Below are 17,583 nucleotides of genomic sequence, written 5' to 3'. Positions count from 1 at the left end.
CTGCAGACGGGGCCGGACCGGCTGCCACACCCCCGTACACCGGTGCTGTCAGCTTCGCCAGCACCGACAGGACCGGGATCACCGTTTCCGACGCAGCCCAGGCGCTCGGTCAGGCGAACTCGGCGATTCGCGTCGGCCCTTCGCGGGCTCGGGTCGGGTTCCACGTCCGTGGTCGGGTCCGTGGTTTCTGTTCGGCGTCGATCCAGGGCGGCGGGATGAACTCCGGGAGGCCGCCGCGCAGGCGCACCGCCCAGTCGGTGGTGTGGATCTGGCGGTGATGGGCCTTGCACAGCATCACCAGGTTGCCCAGCGCGGTGGGCCCGCCGTGCTCCCAGGGGAGCACGTGGTGGATCTCGCACCAGGACGGGGGCCGGTCGCAGCCGGGGTGGGCGCAGCCCCGGTCGCGGGCGGTGACCGCGCGGCGCAGCCCGTCGGGGATGCTGCGGGTGAGCCGGCCGACGTCGAGGGGCTGACCGGCCCCGTCGAACACGACCGGGACCACCCCGCAGTCGCAGGCCAGGTGGCGCAGCGCGGCCGGGCTCAGTTGCCCGCCGAACTCCAGCATCCCGGCCCGGGCGCGGGTTTCGAGGTCGGCGAGGCGGATCTGCACGGTCAGCACCGGGCGCCGCCCACCCACCGCCGGCAGCTCGGCGTGCTCGAGGACCCAGCCGCACACCTCGGCCAGCGCCTCGGCCTTCCGTTCGACCCGGCTGCGCCCCTCGTCGGCGGTCAGCGGGGCGGCCTTGGCATCGAGCACCGCGGCGACGGCCTCGAACAGCGCGGCGTCGTCGTAGCGCCCGACCAGCCGCCCGCCGGGCTTGGCCGCGAAGCGGGTCAGCCGCAGCTCGTTGACCAGCGGGGGTGGGGTGTCGTCGGGTTCCGGGCCGTCGGCGTCGAGGGCCTCGAGCAGCGCGGTGCCCCACTGCTGCACCTCCCGCGGGGTGTAGCCGGCGGCCGCGTCGGCCAACTGGATCTCCGCACCCGCCCAGACCTCGGGGGCCAGCCGCGTCGCGGGCGGGGAGCCGAGCAGCCGGACGATCACGGCGACGTGGGCCAGCGAGGTGCCCCCGGCGGCGAACACGTCCGCGGTCGCGGGCAGCCGAGCCGGCAACTCGGTGCCATCGAGCCCGACCCGCGCGCACACCGCGTCGGCCACCGCGACCCGCTGCGCGGCCACCCCGCGGTCGAGGCGCAGCAGCGCAGCACCTCGACCAGCTCACCCGCCGTGGCGCCGGGCCCGGCAGCGGCCGCCAACGCGTCCACGGCCTGGGCGAGCAGGCGGTGCGCGTCGGCGACCGGATCGGGGAGCATGATCGGAGCCTACTCGAACATCTCTTCGAACACAAGGTAAAGTCCGCAGCTCAGCGCAGGTCCTCGAAGCTTCAGGAGATCGAACAGCCGACGAGTGCGCCGCGGTCGACGTGGTCGTCCAGCCCGACCACCACACACTGTCCGCTCACGTTCCGACCCGATCCCCCTCACCGGTGGGCGCAGTCCGCCATCGCGACGCTTCCGCGGCCGAGGCGACACCCGAAGCGAGGGCGTCGACGCCGGACAGCGAGATCACCGCCGCCGCAGCGGCGCACGACGAACGGGCGCAGCTACCGACGGGCGGCGCCGCTTCGGACAAGGTCCTGCCGTGCTGGCCGGGTGCTCCCGCCACTCGAGGCGCCCGCACCATGTTCCAGCAGATCCGCGACAGATGCGTCCCAGCACATCGAGAACAGGTGCGCGTCATGCTCACCGGACCCGGACCCGGCGAGCTTCGACCGCGCTGGGCCCGGCGCCGAGGCCTCCACCCTCGACTGTCGGCACATCGATCCCTTGTGCGACACCTCCCGCGTGAGCGTGAGACCCCGCCCGCGCCCCGGACAGCCGCACGCGGGCAGCCCGCGGGCCGAGCCCTGCGGCGACCCTGCGAAGAGCCCTCCCGCGCCTCAGCCCGGCAGCACCTTCCGCTCCCGCAGCACCCGGAACCAGTGCCGGAAGGACTCCTCGGTGTCGTAGCAGTCCCCGAACCCCGCCTGCCGCACCTTGATCGTGCTCACCAGCGCGGGCGGGCGGGCCTCGGTCGCGCCGTGGGCGAAGCAGTAGTCGGCGTAGAAGTGCGACTCGCCGAGCAGGGCGTCGAGGGAGGGCTCGACGAGGCCTTCCCGCTCCGCGATCCGCCGCCAGAGGTCGGCGTGCGCGGGGAGGAACTCGGCGAGCCGGACGGGCTCGTCCGGCGCGGGGTCCATCCCCAGCTCGTCGGCCAACGCGGGCCACAGGTCACGCCAGCTGAAGGCCTCGCCGTTGGTGAGGTTGAAGTGCTGGTCCCGGGCGGTCTCGGCGGTGGCCGCCCAGAGCGCGGCGTCGCCCACCAGCCGGACGTCCACGGCCTCGCTCGCGATGCCGGCCCCGCCCGGGTAGCCGAACGGCAGCCCGAGCTCGCGGCGCAGCGCGGCGTACACCCCGATGACCGGCGGCAGGTTCATCGCGACCCCGGTCGTGGGGCCGACGACGATCTGCGGCCGCAGGATCGTCCAGGCGAATCCGTGCGCGGCGGCCGAGGCGCGCAGGTGGTCCTCCTGCAGCCAGTAGAAGTTCTCGTGCGGGTCGCGCGGGAACCGCTCGCGCGCGGGGACCGGGATCGGGTGCAGGTGCACGCCGTAGGCCTTGGTCCCCTGCAGCAGCGTGACGTGCTCCAGCCCCTCGGCCAGCGGGTCCAGGAGGGCGCGGAACATCGTAAGGTTCGTCCGCATCTGGTCCTGCTCGCGCCAGCCGCGGATCAGCCCGGGTTTCTCGTGCAGCGCCCCGTAGACCAGGTGGGTCGGCCTCAGGTCGGCGACCGCCTCGGCCACGGCCGCGGCGTCCGTCAGGTCGACGGCGAGGTGCCGCACCGGGCGCACCGGCGGCCGCCGCGACAGCGCGACCACGTCCCACCCCGCCTCGGCGAAGGACTCCACCGCCGCCTCGCCGACCAGCCCGCTCGCCCCGGCGACCAGCACCGTCCGCCCGCTCATCGGTCTCCCTTCCGCAACCCGCCCACCACGAACTCCGCGTACTCGTCGGCGATCCGGTCGACCCGGCCGTCGTCGGCGCGGTCCGGGTCGTACCAGACGGTGATCCAGTTGAGCGCCCCGAGCACCGGCTTGGTCGCGAGCCGCGGATCGGTCCCGCGCACGCTGCCCTCGCGCTGGCCCTGGGCGACGACGTCGGCGAAGAGCTGCTCGTACTCGTCCCGCATCGCGACGATCTCGTGGAGCGACTCGTAGCGCGGGCCCTGCCCGAGCCGGCGCATCTCCACCGCCTGCACGGCCACCCGCTGGAACGCGTGGCGCGTCATCATCATCGCGGCGTGCGTGCGCACCATTCGCGCGAGCCGGCCGACGGCGTCGTCGTCGCCCTCGGCGAGCGGCCGGATCTCGGCGAGCAGGTCCCGCATCCCGGTGTGCACGACGTCGAGGAAGATGTCGGCCTTGCTCCGGTAGTAGTGGTAGACCCGCCCCTTCGTCGCCCGCAGCTCGTCGGCGATGTCGTCGATCGTGGTGGCGTCGTAGCCGTTGCGGGTGAAGGCCACGGCGGCGGCCTCGAGGATGTCCTGGCGTCCGGGCCCGGCGCCCGAGCGGGACAGCTCGCGCGTCACCGGGATCTCCGCACGCGGCGCACCAGGGCGTGCCAGATCCCGACGAGCCCGGTCGGCGAGGCCAGCAGCACGATCGCGAGCACGCCGCCGAGCACGATCTTGTCCGCGTCGCCGCCCAGCGAGAACAGCTGCTGCTGGGAGGTGAGCAGCGCGGCGCCGACCAGCGGCCCGAGCAGCAGCCGGCGCCCCGGCAGGATCACGGCGGTGAGCATGAACAGCAGGAAGGTGGGCGAGAGCAGGTCCGGGCTCACGTAGCTGCGCTGGTAGGCGTAGAGCCACCCGGCGAGCGCCGTGATCGGCGCGGACAGCACGAAGACCAGCATCCGGGTGCGCCGGACGTCGACCCCCATCGCCGTGGACAGCTCGCCGTTCATCTGCGCCATCAGCGCGGTGGTGCCCAGCCGGGACCGGCGGAACCGGGACACGAGCAGCACGACGAGCACCAGGCAGACCAGGGCGATCGGCCACAGCTCGGCGTTCGTGCGGGCGGCGTAGGTCCCGCCCACCGCCGGCAGTTCGAGCAGCGGGACGCCGACGACGCCGTCCGAGCCGCCGAGCGCCTGCGTGTTCTGCACGACGGTCAGCCCGATGATCGCGGCCGCGTACGTCACCAGGGAGAACACGAACTCCCGGGTGCGCAGGGTGGCGAGGCCCAGCAGCAGCGCGAGGACCAGCGTCACCACGATCGACGCGAGCAGCGCCGGGATCGGCGTCCACCCGGACCGCACCGCGAGGATCGCGGTCGTGTAGGCGCCCGCCGCCCAGAACAGCGTGTGCCCCAGGCTGACCTCGCCGAGGTAGGACAGGACGACGTCGACGCCGTAGGACATGATCGCGAAGATCGCGACCAGCACCACCGTCGTGTAGATCCGGTCGGATCCGCCGAGCAGGGCGGGCAGCAGGTAGGCGACCGCGACCAGGACCACCCAGAGCAGCGCGCGGCCCCAGGTCGGCACGCGCCGCGCGGGCGGTGCCCCGGTCGTCTCCCGGGTCGCGACGTCGGCGGTCATCGGCGGGCCCCCAGTCCCTGCGGGCGGACCACGAGCACCACCAGCAGCACGACGAACGCCGCCGCCGTGGAGTAGGCCGGTGGGAAGAACGTGCCGAAGAAGGCCGTGAACAGACCGAGCCCGATGGCCACGACCAGCCCCCCGACGAGGTTGCCGACGCCCGCGAGCACCACGACGAGGAAGGTGATGATGACCTCCTCGAAGCCCATCGAGGTGAGGATGGGGCTGCGCGGCCCCACCACCGCCCCGGCAAGGGCGGCGCAGACCGCGGAGAACACGAACACGGCGAGGTAGACGCGGGCCGCGTCGATCCCGTAGAGCTGGGCCAGCTTCGGGTCCTCGGCGACGCCGCGGACCATCCGGCCGAGGTCGGTTCGGCCGAGGACGACGAACGTGACGGCGTAGAAGGCCAGCGCCAGCACGACGATCAGCACGTCCTGCCCGGTGATCCGGGCGGCCCCGAGCGCCAGGTCCTGCTGCTGCAGCGGGCTGTCGATCGTCTGCGGGTCGCCGCCGAACAGCAGCGCCGCGCCGCCCTGCAGCAGGTAGCCGAAGGCGAGGGTGACCAGCATGAGGTTGACGATGTTCTGCTCGAGCGTCATGCGGGTCATCAGCAGCTGCAGGACCACGCCGAGCAGCCCGACGACGACCAGCGCGACCGGCACCGCGACGCCGTAGGGCCAGCCGAACCGGCTGATCACGAACCACGTCACGAACGCGCCGAGCATGTAGAGCTGCCCGTGCGCGAAGTTGACCAGGCGGGCCGCGCCGAGCAGCACGGTCCAACCCACGGCGAGGAGCGCATAGCCCGCGCCGAGCGCGAGCCCGTTGACCAGGGCGGCGACGATCACGAGCCCAGCCCTCCCAGGTAGGCCTGGGCGACGCGCTCGTCCTCGCGCATCTGCGCGGCGGTGCCGGAGGCGACGATCCGGCCCTGGTCCAGCAGGTGGAGCCGGTCGGCGACCTCGAGCGCGGCCCGCACGTTCTGCTCCACCAGCAGCACGGACAGGCCCGAGTCGACCAGGTCGCGGATGTGCGTGAGCACCTCGACGACCAGCCGCGGGGCCAGGCCGACGGACGGCTCGTCCAGGATCAGCAGGCGGGGCGCGGCCCGCAGTGCGCGGCCGATCGCCACCATCTGCCGTTCGCCGCCGGAGAGCGTGGAGCACCGCGCCCCGTTCCGCTCGCGCAGCCGGGGGAAGACGTCGAGCACGTCGTCGACGCCGTAGGCACGCCCGGCGGAGGCCCGCGGCGGCCGGACGACCTGCAGGTTCTCCCGCACGGTCATCCCGTCGAACACGCCCTTGCCCTCGGGGACCAGCACCAGCCCGAGCCCGGCGCGGCGGTGGGCGGCGAGGCGGCCGACGTCCCGGACGCCGAGCACCACGGACCCGGTGACCGACGGCCGCCCGCGCGACCAGCCGGCGACCGCGTCGACCAGCGTCGACTTGCCGGCACCGTTCGCGCCGGCCACGGCGACGAGCTCGCCGGCGCCCACGTCGAGCGAGACCCCGTCGACGGCGAGGCTGTGGCCGTAGCGCACCCGCAGGTCGCGCACCTCGAGCAGCGGGCTCATGCCGTCCGCCCCAGGTAGGCCTCGAGCACGCGCGGGTCCCGCTGGACCTCGGCGGGCGGGCCGTAGGCGATCGTCTCGCCGCGGTCGATGACCAGCAGCCGGTCGACGATCTCCATCACGAGGTCCATGTGGTGCTCGATGAGCACGATCGCGAGACCGCGTTCGCGCAGGTCCCGCAGGAGGTCGGCGAGGGCGCGCATGTCCTCGCCGCCGACGCCGGCGGCCGGCTCGTCCACCAGCAGCACGCTCGCCCCGGGTCCGTGGGCCAGGGCGACGGACAGCACGCGCTGCAGGCCGTACGGCAGGTCGTCCGGGTGGGTGTCGTGGTGGCGTTCGGCGATCCCGAAGTCCGCCAGGAGCGCGCGGGCCGCGGCCCGGCACTCCCGGCGGGCCCGGGCCTCCCGCCACGGCGCGACGATCGCGCCCCCCAGCCCGGTCCCCCGCTCGACCTGGAAGGCCGTCATCGCGTTCTCCAGCACGCTCAGCCCGCCGAAGAACGAGTTCTGCTGGAAGGTCCGGCGCAGCCCGCGCCGCGCGAGCACCTGGGTGGGCACCCCGTCGGTGTCCTCGCCGTGCAGCAGCACCCGGCCGCTGCGCCGCACCACGTTCGTCACCGCGGCGAAGCTGCTGCTCTTGCCCGCGCCGTTGGGGCCGATGACACCGAGGATCTCGCCGCCGTCGACGGCGAACGACACGTCGTCGAGGGCCTGCAGGCTGCCGTACCGGACCGAGAGACCCTCCACCCGGAGGGCGGTCACGAGTTCCAGACCTCCCCCGGGACCGGCACCTCGTCGAGGACCTTGATCTTCCCGCCCTCCACGGTGAAGGCGTAGACCTTCGTCTGCATCTGGCCCTTGTCCGTGAAGGTCACGTCGCCCATCACCGTGTCGGTGAAGGTCTGCCCGTGGATCGCGTCCGCGACCGGCTGGCGGTCCAGCGTGCCGGCCTTGGCCACGGCGGCCGCCCAGACGTCCACGCTCTGCGCGCCGAGCGCGGCGTACTTGTCCGGCGCGTTGCCCGTCTTCTGCCGGAACGCGTCGGCGAACTTCTGGTTCTCCGGGTAGCCGTTGAAGGGCGCGACGTCCGGGAAGTAGATGTCCGCGGACAGCAGCCCGTCGACGGCGGAGCCCCCGGCCAGGTCGATCACCTTGGGCGACACGGTGCCGAGCGCGGCGACGTGCGGCGCGCCGATCCCGGAGCGGGCGTACTGCTGGGCCAGCGCCGGCATCCCGGAGGACTCGGCGGCGTTGGCCGAGAACACCGCCTGCGGCGCGGCGCCCTGGATGTTCGACAGCGGCACGCGGAAGTCCGTGGCGGAGTAGTCGAAGGTCTGCTCGGAGGCCACCGTGACGCCGGCGGGCTGGAGCTGGGCGGTGAGGAGCGCGCCCAGGTCCTTGCCGTAGGCGTCGTTCTCCAGGAGGTAGCCGACGGACTTCGCGCCGAGGTTCTTCGTCAGGTACTGCCCGGCGACGTACGCGCCCACCGCGTTGCCGGCGTTGAGCCGCACGGCGTCCGGGTCGGCGTTGCCGAGGATCGTCGCGTTCTGCGGAATCGTGGTGATGTTGAGGATGCCGGCGCGCACCAGCACCGGCTGGATGGCCAGCGTGACGGGCGAGTTCCAGCCGCCCATCACCACCGACACGCCCTCGCCCGCGAGCTGCGTCGCCGCGCTCACGCCGTTGGCCGGGTTGCTCTGGTCGTCCTTGGCGACGATCTGCAGCTGCCGGCCCAGGACGCCGCCCTCGGCGTTGATCACGGCCGCCTGGACCTGGATGGCGTCGAGCACGTCCTGCCCGTTGGGGCCGGCCGGCCCGCTGAGCGGCACGATCACCCCGATCTTGACCGGCCCGGACGCGCTCGCACCGGAGCCGCCCGAGCCCGAGTCGCCCGACGGCGCCGAACCGGTGTTCGCACACCCGGCCGTCAGGGCGACGGCGCCGATCACGGCACAGAGCGCCGTCCACATCCTCGTGAAACGCACCGGGTCCCCCAGGTCGTCGTTGACCGTACTACTCGGTATGACGCCCGATGGTCGCCGACGAACCCGGAGAGGTCAAGGCACCCGCATTACCCGTACGGTTGTCCGGTCAATTCGCGGCCGTTCCCGGGATCCGGGCGCGTGGTTGTCCGGTCCGCCCCGGCGTCGCACGATGGGGGCATGACGACCGCTGCGCACCGTGACGGGTCTCCCGCCGCACTGCGGTCGTTCGACCTCGAGCGCTTCTGGCCCTCGCGCCGGAGCCACGCGTTCGACGAGGGATGTCGCTGAGGGCCGACGCGCCCGCCCCGACCCCGGGCCCGCCGTCGCGCCCTGCCCCGATCCCCGCCCGAGCGCCGCGCGCCACCGACGCGCCATGCCACCCGCCGGGTCGTCCCGGCCGATCCGGGGCGGACCGGCGCCCCGGAAGGACCCACCACCGATCATGTTCGCCCCCGCCCTGCGCCGCCGCGCCTCCGTCCTGCTCGCCGCGCTCGCCGCGGTCGGCCTGGCCGCGGGCTGCTCCCGCGCGCAGGAGAGCACCCCGGCCGCCCCGACGAGCGCCTCCCCCGCCGCCGAGCTGCGCCTCGGCTACTTCCCCAACATCACCCACGCGCCCGCGCTGATCGGCGTGGCGCAGAACTACTTCGCCGAGGAGCTGGGCAGCGGCACGAAGCTCACCACCCAGACCTTCAACGCCGGCCCCGACGAGGTCAACGCGCTGCTCGGCGGCTCGCTCGACGCCGGCTTCATCGGCTCCAGCCCGGCCATCAACGCCTTCGCGAAGTCGAACGGCGAGGCCGTCCGGCTGATCGCCGGCTCCACCTCCGCGGGGGCGCAGCTCGTGACCGGCCCGGACGTCACCACACCGGAGCAGCTCAAGGGCAAGGTCATCGCCACCCCGCAGGCCGGCAACACGCAGGACGTCGCGCTCAAGAAGTGGCTCAAGGAGAACGACCTCGAGATCGGCGACGGACCCGACAAGGTGACCGTCCAGAACATCGACAACCCGCGCACGCTCGACCTGTTCAAGCAGGGCCAGGTCGCGGGCGGCTGGCTGCCGGAGCCGTGGAGCTCCCGGCTGGTCGACGCGGGCGCGAAGGTCCTGGTCGACGAGAAGTCGCTGTGGCCGGACGGCAAGTTCCCGACCACCGTGCTGATCGTCCGCACGCAGTTCCTCCAGGAGCACCCGCAGACCGTCGAGGCCCTGCTGCGCGGCGAGCTGAAGGCCCTCGAGTTCGCCAACTCGAACCCCGACCAGGCCAAGAAGATCACGAACGACTCGATCAAGCAGATCACCAACTCGTCGCTCTCCCAGCCGGTGCTCGACCGGGCCTTCTCCGAGCTCAGCTTCGACAGCGACCCGTTGGCCTCGACCTTCCCCCAGCTGTCCAAGGACAGCGTGACCGCGGGCGCCACGCCGAAGGAGACGAACCTCCAGGGCTTCGTCGACGTGACCGCACTCAACACCGTCCGCAGCGCCGCCGGGCAGACCCCCGTCGACGCCGCGGGCCTCGACAAGCAGGGATGAGCCAGGTGACTCTCACGGACTCCGATCCCGGGCTCGCCCGGGCCCGACCCGACCGCGCGCAGACCGCCGTGGAGCTCACGGGGGTCGGCAAGACCTTCGGTACCGGGGCGGGTGCGGTCACGGCGCTGCGCGGGATCGACCTGCGCGTCGCCCACGGCGAGTTCCTCTGCCTGCTGGGTGCCTCCGGCTGCGGCAAGTCCACCCTGCTCAACCTGCTCTCCGGGCTGGAGGAGCCGACGGCGGGCACGGTCACGGTGACCACGGCGCGGCCGTCGTTCATGTTCCAGGAGCCCGCGCTCATGCCGTGGCTGACGGCCGCGCGCAACGTCGAGCTCCCGCTGCAGCTGGCGGGGCAGGGCCGCAGCGCGCGCCGCACACGGGCCCGCGAGCTGCTGGAGCTCGTCCGGCTCGACGGGGTGGGCGAGAAGCGGCCGCACGAGCTCTCCGGCGGTATGCGCCAGCGCGTGGCGCTGGCCCGCGCCCTGGCCGCGGCCACCAGCACGGACGGCGGTGCGCCGGGTCTGCTGCTGATGGACGAGCCGTTCGCGGCGCTCGACGCGATCACCCGGGACGTGCTGCAGGGCGAGCTGCTCCGGGTGTGGGAGGCCACCGGCACCACGGTGGTGTTCGTGACGCACGACGTCCGGGAGGCCGTCCGGCTCGCCCAGCGCGTCGTGCTGCTCTCCTCGCGGCCGGGCACGGTGGTGCGCGAGTGGCGCGTCGACGAGCACGGGCCGGAGCTGCACGACGAGATCACGGGCCGCCTGCGACAGGTGATCACCAGCCATGCCGCCTGAGCTCGTGGAACGCCCGGGCACGACCGGCACGACCGACACGGACGACTCCGCGAGGGCGCTCGCCGGGCTCGACGCCCTCGACACCCCCACCGTCAACCGGGTCCCGTGGTGGCGGCGGGCGTCGTCGAGCGTGCTGCCGCCGGTGGTCGCGCTCGTGCTGATCGTCGTCGTCTGGCAGCTCGTGTGGGCCTCGGCGGTGCTGCCCGAGTACAAGCTGCCGGCCCCGGCCGCCGTGTGGGACTCGTTCCTGACCATCGTCGCCGACGGCAGCATCTGGTCGATCCTGTGGACCTCGATCAGCCGGGCCTTCCTCGGCTTCGTGATCGCGCTGGTCATCGCTACGCCACTGGGCCTGCTGGTGGCGAAGGTGCCGGTGGTGCGCTCGGCGATCGGGCCGCTGTTGTCCGGGCTGCAGAGCCTGCCCTCGGTGGCGTGGGTGCCGGCGGCGGTGCTCTGGTTCGGCCTGACCGACGCCACGATCTACTTCGTGGTGCTGCTCGGCTCGGTGCCGTCGATCGCCAACGGCCTCGTGGCGGGCATCGACCAGATCCCGCCGATCCTGCCGCGGGTCGGCCGGGTGCTCGGCGCCCGCGGCCTGGCGAGCGCCCGGCACATCCTGTTGCCCGCCGCCCTGCCCGGCTACCTGGCCGGCTGCAAGCAGGGCTGGGCGTTCTCGTGGCGCTCGCTGATGGCGGCCGAGATCATCGCCGTCGGCCCGGCCCTCGGCGTCGGGCTCGGCGCGTACCTGAAGGACGGCAGCGACTTCAACGACATCGCCGGGGTCTTCTCGGCGGTGCTGCTGATCCTCGTGGTCGGGATCGGGGTCGAGCTGCTCGTCTTCCGCCCGCTCGAGCGCCGGGTGCTGCGGACCCGCGGCCTGGCGGGCGCGTAGTCCCGCCGCAGCAGGGAGCCATAGCGCGCGCCGACGGAGGCCACGAACGCGTCATGGCTCCATGACGCACTTCGGCCGGGGCCTCGGGTGCGTCATGGAGCCGTGATGCGGCGGGGGCGGGCTACTTCGTGGTGAGGGCGAAGTTCTCCGGGATCACCAGGTCCTCCCGGGACAGCTCGTGGATGCTGGCCTTGCCCAGCCCCAGCAGCGTCGAGTCGATGCCCTGGCGCAGCACCTCGAGGGTGTTGGTCACGCCGTGCTGGCCCGCGGCCGCCATGCCCCACAGGTAGGCGCGCCCGATCAGCACCGCCTTGGCGCCCAGCGCGAGCGCCTTGACCACGTCGGAGCCACGGCGGATGCCGCCGTCCTGCAGCACCTCGATCTGGTCGCCGACCGCGTCGACGACCGCCGGCAGCGCGCGGATCGAGGCCGGGGTGCCGTCGAGGTTGTTGCCGCCGTGGTTGGACACCGAGATCGCGGTGCAGCCCGCGTCGACGGCCCGGCGGGCGTCGTCCGGGTGCATGATCCCCTTGACCGCGAACGGGCCGTCCCACTGCTCGCGCAGCCAGGCCACGTCGTCCCAGGTCACCGGCGGGGTGCTCATCCACTGGCCGTAGGCGCCGAAGAAGGTCGGCGCGGGCTCGTCGCCGATGGCCAGGTTCGGGGTGGTCAGGTCCGGCAGCTTGCCCGTCCGGGCGAAGTCGAACAGCCAGCGCGGCTTGCGCAGCACCTCGGGCGCGAAGTGCAGCGCCGCCTTGAGGTCCACCTTCTCCGGGATCATCGGGGCGTCCCAGTCCCGGGCGGAGTCGAACGACCAGTCCAGGGTCATGATCAGGCCCTTGGCGCCGGCCTTCTTCGCGCGCTCGGCGCGGGCCAGCAGCTGGTCGCGCGTGCCGACCCAGTACATCTGGAAGAAGGTCTTGTCGTTCACCGCGGCGACGTCCTCGACGGACCGGCTCGCGAACGAGCTCAGCCCCATCGCGGTGCCGGCCCCGGCCGCGGCGCGCGCCACGGCGACCTCGCCCTCCGGGTACACGGCCTGCACACCGGTCGGCGAGATGATCACCGGGAACGAGATGTCCTGGCCCATCACCGTGGTCGCCTGGTTCCGCTGGGCCGGGAGGTCGGCGATGCGCGGGCGGAAGCCCAGCTCGCTGAAGGCCTCCACGTTGTCGGAGATCGTGACGCCCTTCTCGGTGCCCGCGACCAGCGCCAGGTACACGGAGCGGGGCAGGCGCTTCTTCGCCCTCCGCTGTGCCTCGGCGATCGTCTCGAACCAGTTCTTGGTGCTGGCCATCGCGCCTGCCCCTTCGCAGCTCGGATCCGCGTGTCTGGGGTCACCCTACTATTTCGGCACTCGGTGCCAAAGAGTGGGCGGCGAACCCGTGACGGAGCCTCTCCGACAGGGCAGGAGCCGCCCACTCCGGCCGGGCCGGGCGGCCTGGGACCGGGGCCCCGAACNGGCCCGCGACGCCGGATGCGTCGGGGCCCGTCGAGGATCGGGCAGGTCGCGCGGTGCCCGAGCCGGCTTCAGCCGGTCCTGCGCAGCTGCGGGGCGCGGCGCAGGGCCGAGCGGGTCACCGCCAGCTCGTGCGCGACCTCGGCCGCGATGAGCTCGGCGTGCAGGTCGACCTGCTCGGGATTGCCGGCCAGGGCGCGGTGCCGGGCGACGAGGTCCTCCAGCGCGTCGAGCAGCCGGTCGACGATCTCGGTGCGGCGGCCGTCGCGCGTGGGCTTCGGCAGCCGGACGGTCGGCGGGTCGAGCTTCGCGGCCGGCTCGGCCCGGGGTGCCGGGGCGGGAGCCTGCCCGTCGTGGATCGGGGCGGTCATGTCGTACTCCTACGGACGAACGTGAACGGCGGCGGGATCGGCGGTGTTCCGGACGCCGGCCCGACACAGGGCGCTCGCGGTCCGCAGGTGGTCGACGCAGCGACGACGGATCAGCGACGGACGGATCAGGCAGCGGGATGAGCACGAGGGGCGCATCGGGGATCTCCGGGACGACGGCGGGCGGGGACCGGTCAGCGACCGTGACACCAGCCGCGCGCGAGGCGACCGTGACGGCAGGGCGAAGGCGGCACGTGCGGCGCCGCTGCCTCGTCCCGGGTCACGATCACGGAGTCCAGAGTGCCCGGACGGCCGCGCATGCGGCAACCGGGTTACCGTCCCGGCGGGTCAACATCACATCCGGCGCCGCCCGGGAACCTTTCCGCCCCGTCGCTCGTCCCGGAGCCGGTGCGGAGGGCCGGGGAACGGTGAACGGTCGTCCGGTGTTCCCGGACGGTCGTCCGGCGACTGGACACGTCCGGACACGCCGGTGCCCGCGGGGCGGTAGGGCCGTTCGCCTCTGCGGGAGGAACAGCCGTCGACCGGTCGTCGAGCGGGCCGTACCCCTTCGCTAGCGTTGTGCCGGCAGTCACCCACAGGTGTCGGGGCACGACAGGTGGCGGTGCCCGCTCCCCGGCCCGCTCCCCGACATGCCCGAGGAGGCGCTCGTGAGCACGCAGGTCTCGGACGGACTGACGGTCCTGGCCGTCGACGACGAGGAACCGGCGCTTCAGGAACTGGCCCACCTGCTGAGCGAGGACCACCGCGTCGGCACCGTGCTCACGGCGCCCGACGCGACGGAGGCCTTGCGGATCCTCGGGAGCAGGCCCGGCGCCGGCCCCGGGGAGTCCGGGGTGGACGTCGTGTTCCTGGACATCCGGATGCCGGGTCTCGACGGGCTGGAGCTGGCCCGCGTCCTGTCCGCCATGGCCTCGCCGCCCCCCGTGGTGTTCGTGACCGCGCACGACGACCGCGCCGTCGACGCGTACGAGATCGGCGCCGTCGACTACCTGCTCAAGCCGCTGCGCTCCGAGCGGCTCGCCGGGTCGATCGACCGCACCCTCGCCACCCGGGCGCAGAGCAGGCCCGCGCCGTTGCAGCCGGTCCCGCAGGGCCCGCCGACCCGGCCGGAGCCGCCTGAGGACGAGGTGATCCCGGTCGAGCTGGCCGGCACGACCAAGCTGGTCCCCCGGTCCACCGTGCGGTTCGTCGAGGCCCAGGGCGACTACGCGCGGCTGCACACCACGGAGGGCGGGCACCTGGTCCGGATCCCGCTGTCCGTGCTCGAGGAGCGGTGGCGCGAGGCCGGGTTCGTGCGCATCCACCGCGCCTACCTCGTGTCGCTGCCGCTGATCACCGAGCTGCGGCTGTCCGGCTCCGGGTACGTCGTGCGGATCGGGCACGGGCCGGGCGCGCCGGAGCTCCCCGTGAGCCGTCGGCACACCGCGGCGCTCAAGCGGATCCTGCGCGGCCGCCCGCCGCGCGAGGAGGGGCCGACCGGCCCGCTCGCCCGCATCCGCTGACCCGGCCGACCGGGCTCCGCCTTCCCTCGCCCGACCGACCGTCGGGCGCCGCCGGTCGCCGCCGGTCGCCGCTGGGCCGACCGGGTGCACCCTTCGTCGCGCACCGCGTGTCGCCGGGCGGCTCCGATCGGGTGCGCCCTAGCGTGATGATCGATGGCGGCCTCGCGACGCACCCGGCTCCTGCTCCCCCTCGTCGGGTGCCTGCTCGTGCTCGTCGCGTGCGCGACCAGCGCCGCCGCACCGCTCGACGCGACCACGCCGCCGTCCGGCGACGCGTCCACGGCCCCGCCGGCCGCCGACCCGACGAGCACCCCCACACCGCCGCCCGTGCCCGAACTGCCCGGCGGCGGCCACACCCTCTTCCCCGGGCGCACCATGGTCGCGCTCTACGGCCACCCGGGCGCGCCCGCACTCGGCGTGCTGGGCGAACAGGGCGTCGACGCCTCGGTACAGCGGGCCCGCGCGCTGGCGGCACAGTTCGCGCCGCTCGCCGGCGAGCCGGTGGTGCCCGCCTTCGAGATCATCACCACCGTCGCCAGCTCCGCCCCGGGCGCCGACGGCGACTACTCGGCAAAGTCGGCGCCGGAGGACCTGGTCCCGTGGATCGACGCGGCCGCCGCGGCGGACATGTACGTCGTGCTCGACCTCCAGCCCGGCCGCAGCGACTTCCTGACCCAGGCCCGCCGCTACACGGACCTGCTGCGGCGCCCGAACGTCGGACTCGCCCTGGACCCCGAATGGCGGCTGCGCCCGGGGCAGAAGCACCGCGTCCAGGTCGGCTCGGTCGACGTCGCCGAGGTCAACGCCGTCGCGACCTGGCTCGCGGACCTCACCCGGGAGGCGCGGCTGCCGCAGAAGCTGCTGATGCTGCACCAGTTCCAGGCGCAGATGATCCGGAACCGGGAGCAACTGGTCACGGATCGTGACGAATTGTCCGTCGTGCTCCACGCCGACGGATTCGGCACGCGCGCGGAGAAGCTGGAGACCTGGAACCGCCTGCACCAGGCCGTGCCGGCCGGTGTCACCTGGGGCTGGAAGAACTTCTACGACGAGGACCGGCCGATGTTCGACCCGGCCCAGACGCTGGCCGTCGGGCCGGCCCGGCCGGTGTTCGTGTCCTACCAGTAGGGGTACCCCCGGCCGAGTCGTGACGGGCAGTATCCTCGCCGGGATCTCGCCGCCGAGATCCCGCGTGCCGGCGGTGGGACCGGTGCCCTCGACGAGGACACCCGCACACCGCCACCTCACGTACCAGCACGTACGGTCCCGAGTCGCCTGTGGAGAAGGGGGTGTCCGACGTGGCCGACGACGCACGCACCGGACGCGCCCCCGAGGGCGTGCGGGAGGTCCGCGACGCCCGGGAGCTCCGGGACCCCCGAGGCATCGGCGAGGTCCCCGTCCGGCGCCGCCCCTCGCACTCCGGCGAGCCCTGGCCGCGGCGTGCGGAGCGGCCCCCCGCGCAGGAGCCCGCGCCGCCGCGGCGGCCCGCGAACGGCTCGCTCGACGGGACCGCGAACGGCTCTCTCGACGGCGCGCTCGACGGTTCCCGGAACGGCTCGGGCAACGGCTCGGGCAACGGCTCGGGCAACGGCTCGGGCAACGGCTCACCGAACGGTGCCCGCAGGGGCCTCGGGAGCCGACCGGACCGGTCCCGCGGCGACGCCGCGGCCCCGCCGCCGAGGGAGCCCTGGCCCTCCCGACGGCACGCCCCGGAAGCGCCGCGCCCGGACCTCCCCGGCTCCGCCCGGCGTGATCCCGCGGGCCGCGGCGCCCCGGCGGTGCCCGGGCCGGGCGCTCCCGGGCCCACCGGCTCGGACCTCCCCTCGCGCAGCAGGCCGAGCGGAAGCGGTACGAGCGGAAGCGGCCCGGGCGGAAGCGGCCCGGGCGGCCGGCGGGCCGCGGTCGATCCGCGGCGCGACCCCGACCGCTCGGGCAGCTCGGGCGGCCTCGGCAGCTCCGGTCGGCCCGGCGGCTCCGCTCGGCCCGGCAGCACCGACCGGTCCGACCGCTCGGCCGGCGGCCCGCCGCCCACCAGGGCGGGCGGACCTCTGCCCCTCGGTTCCCCGAACGGGACGCCGGTCCACCCCGGTCGCCCCGCCCCGGGTCGTCCGGGCCGGCCGGACGGATCCGACCGGTCCGCCGGCAGTCGCTCCGGCGGCGGCCCCCGCGATCCCCGCGACCCGGGCGGTCCGTCCGGGTCGTCCGGTCCCGGGGACCGTTCCCGTGATCCCGGCCGACGGTCCGAGGGCCCGGGCGGTCCCGGCCGCGGTGCGCGGGGCCCGGCCCGGCCCGAGCAGAACCGACCCGAGCAGAACCGACCCGAGCAGGGCCGGCGTGATGCCGCCCGACCCGACCAGGGACGACCCGACCAGGGACGACCGGACCAGGGACGACCGCAGCGCCGGCCCGTTCGTCCGCCCGGTCCCGGCGCCCCCGCCCAGCCCGGCGATCCCCGTTCCGGCGACCGCAGCACCGGCGCGTCCGCGCGCAGCGGCCCCGGCGCGCCCGCGGCACCACCCGCCGCCCCGCCAGGTCCGCCCGGCCGCGTCCCCGACCAGAGCCGGCGCTCCCCGACCGATCCCGGTCGCCCCCCGTCCGGCGCGGGCCGGCCCGGCCAGCAGGATCAGCCAGGCCGGTCCGGGCAGTCAGGGCAGTCCGGGCAGTCCGGGCGCCAAGGCCGACCGGCAGGGCAGGGGCAGCCCGACCGCCCGGGCACGCGGCGGCGGGAGGGCGCGGCCGCGCACCGCACCCGTGCCGCGATCGGCTCCGACGGGCGGCCGCCCGACCAGGCCGGACGGCGCCCCGGCACGCTGCCGCCCGGCGG

The 17,583-nt window shown here is 74.4% G+C and carries 15 protein-coding genes; 5 read left to right on the top strand and 10 right to left on the bottom strand.

Going from position 1 to position 17,583, the window contains the following annotated elements; all coding sequences use genetic code 11:
• Positions 1-109: 109 nt before the first annotated feature.
• The 8 genes from ACFQH9_RS26760 to ACFQH9_RS26725 form a co-directional block, all read right to left on the bottom strand.
• Positions 110-1,195 carry an HNH endonuclease signature motif containing protein gene (locus tag ACFQH9_RS26760; RefSeq protein WP_379570386.1) on the bottom strand — a complete coding sequence of 362 codons (1,086 nt, stop codon included), beginning with the start codon at positions 1,193-1,195 and terminating at the stop codon, positions 110-112.
• A 742-nt stretch (positions 1,196-1,937) separates the two neighbouring features.
• On the bottom strand, positions 1,938-3,002 hold the full coding sequence (locus tag ACFQH9_RS26755) for an NAD-dependent epimerase/dehydratase family protein (protein ID WP_379570229.1): 1,065 nt from the start codon (positions 3,000-3,002) through the stop codon (positions 1,938-1,940).
• Positions 2,999-3,625: a TetR/AcrR family transcriptional regulator gene (locus ACFQH9_RS26750; RefSeq protein WP_379570227.1), complete on the bottom strand. Its 627-nt coding sequence runs from the start codon at positions 3,623-3,625 to the stop codon at positions 2,999-3,001. Before ACFQH9_RS26750 ends, ACFQH9_RS26755 begins: the two co-directional genes overlap by 4 nt.
• The gene (locus tag ACFQH9_RS26745) at positions 3,622-4,635 is read right to left on the bottom strand and encodes a branched-chain amino acid ABC transporter permease (RefSeq protein WP_379570225.1); all 1,014 of its coding nucleotides are present in this window, start codon (positions 4,633-4,635) and stop codon (positions 3,622-3,624) included. Before ACFQH9_RS26745 ends, ACFQH9_RS26750 begins: the two co-directional genes overlap by 4 nt.
• On the bottom strand, positions 4,632-5,486 hold the full coding sequence (locus tag ACFQH9_RS26740) for a branched-chain amino acid ABC transporter permease (RefSeq protein WP_379570223.1): 855 nt from the start codon (positions 5,484-5,486) through the stop codon (positions 4,632-4,634). Before ACFQH9_RS26740 ends, ACFQH9_RS26745 begins: the two co-directional genes overlap by 4 nt.
• Positions 5,483-6,211 (bottom strand): ABC transporter ATP-binding protein, encoded by a 729-nt coding sequence (locus ACFQH9_RS26735; protein ID WP_379570221.1) that lies wholly within the window; start codon positions 6,209-6,211, stop codon positions 5,483-5,485. Before ACFQH9_RS26735 ends, ACFQH9_RS26740 begins: the two co-directional genes overlap by 4 nt.
• A complete protein-coding gene (locus tag ACFQH9_RS26730) occupies positions 6,208-6,969 on the bottom strand; it encodes an ABC transporter ATP-binding protein (RefSeq protein ID WP_379570219.1) in 762 nt (253 codons plus the stop codon). The genes ACFQH9_RS26735 and ACFQH9_RS26730 overlap by 4 nt, the downstream gene beginning before the upstream one ends.
• Positions 6,966-8,192 (bottom strand): ABC transporter substrate-binding protein, encoded by a 1,227-nt coding sequence (locus ACFQH9_RS26725; RefSeq protein WP_379570217.1) that lies wholly within the window; start codon positions 8,190-8,192, stop codon positions 6,966-6,968. The genes ACFQH9_RS26730 and ACFQH9_RS26725 overlap by 4 nt, the downstream gene beginning before the upstream one ends.
• Before the next feature lie 442 nt (positions 8,193-8,634).
• On the opposite strand from ACFQH9_RS26725, the gene ACFQH9_RS26720 reads away from it, so the two are divergent.
• From ACFQH9_RS26720 to ACFQH9_RS26710, 3 genes are read left to right on the top strand one after another with little or no spacing between them, the layout of a single operon-like run.
• Positions 8,635-9,720, top strand: a complete 1,086-nt coding sequence (locus tag ACFQH9_RS26720) for an ABC transporter substrate-binding protein (RefSeq protein WP_379570215.1) — start codon at positions 8,635-8,637, stop codon at positions 9,718-9,720.
• Positions 9,717-10,517: an ABC transporter ATP-binding protein gene (locus ACFQH9_RS26715; protein ID WP_379570213.1), complete on the top strand. Its 801-nt coding sequence runs from the start codon at positions 9,717-9,719 to the stop codon at positions 10,515-10,517. The genes ACFQH9_RS26720 and ACFQH9_RS26715 overlap by 4 nt, the downstream gene beginning before the upstream one ends.
• Positions 10,507-11,409, top strand: a complete 903-nt coding sequence (locus tag ACFQH9_RS26710) for an ABC transporter permease (protein WP_379570211.1) — start codon at positions 10,507-10,509, stop codon at positions 11,407-11,409. Before ACFQH9_RS26715 ends, ACFQH9_RS26710 begins: the two co-directional genes overlap by 11 nt.
• A 121-nt stretch (positions 11,410-11,530) precedes the next feature.
• On the opposite strand, the gene mftD is transcribed toward ACFQH9_RS26710, so the two are convergent.
• Both mftD and ACFQH9_RS26700 read right to left on the bottom strand, forming a co-directional pair.
• Positions 11,531-12,706, bottom strand: a complete 1,176-nt coding sequence (mftD, locus tag ACFQH9_RS26705) for a pre-mycofactocin synthase MftD (protein WP_379570209.1) — start codon at positions 12,704-12,706, stop codon at positions 11,531-11,533.
• Between the two features lie 233 nt (positions 12,707-12,939).
• A complete protein-coding gene (locus tag ACFQH9_RS26700) occupies positions 12,940-13,239 on the bottom strand; it encodes a hypothetical protein (protein ID WP_379570207.1) in 300 nt (99 codons plus the stop codon).
• Between the two features lie 647 nt (positions 13,240-13,886).
• On the opposite strand from ACFQH9_RS26700, the gene ACFQH9_RS26695 reads away from it, so the two are divergent.
• Together ACFQH9_RS26695 and ACFQH9_RS26690 are read left to right on the top strand one after the other, a co-directional pair.
• Positions 13,887-14,759, top strand: a complete 873-nt coding sequence (locus tag ACFQH9_RS26695) for a LytR/AlgR family response regulator transcription factor (protein ID WP_379570205.1) — start codon at positions 13,887-13,889, stop codon at positions 14,757-14,759.
• A 153-nt stretch (positions 14,760-14,912) separates the two neighbouring features.
• Positions 14,913-15,887 (top strand): hypothetical protein, encoded by a 975-nt coding sequence (locus ACFQH9_RS26690; protein ID WP_379570203.1) that lies wholly within the window; start codon positions 14,913-14,915, stop codon positions 15,885-15,887.
• Positions 15,888-17,583 lie beyond the last annotated feature (1,696 nt).

It is taken from the genome of Pseudonocardia lutea (genome assembly GCF_042658055.1).
Lineage (GTDB): Bacteria > Actinomycetota > Actinomycetes > Mycobacteriales > Pseudonocardiaceae > Pseudonocardia > Pseudonocardia lutea.
Note: the sequence above shows the minus strand (reverse complement) of the source record. Positions and strands in the feature narration are given on the sequence as shown.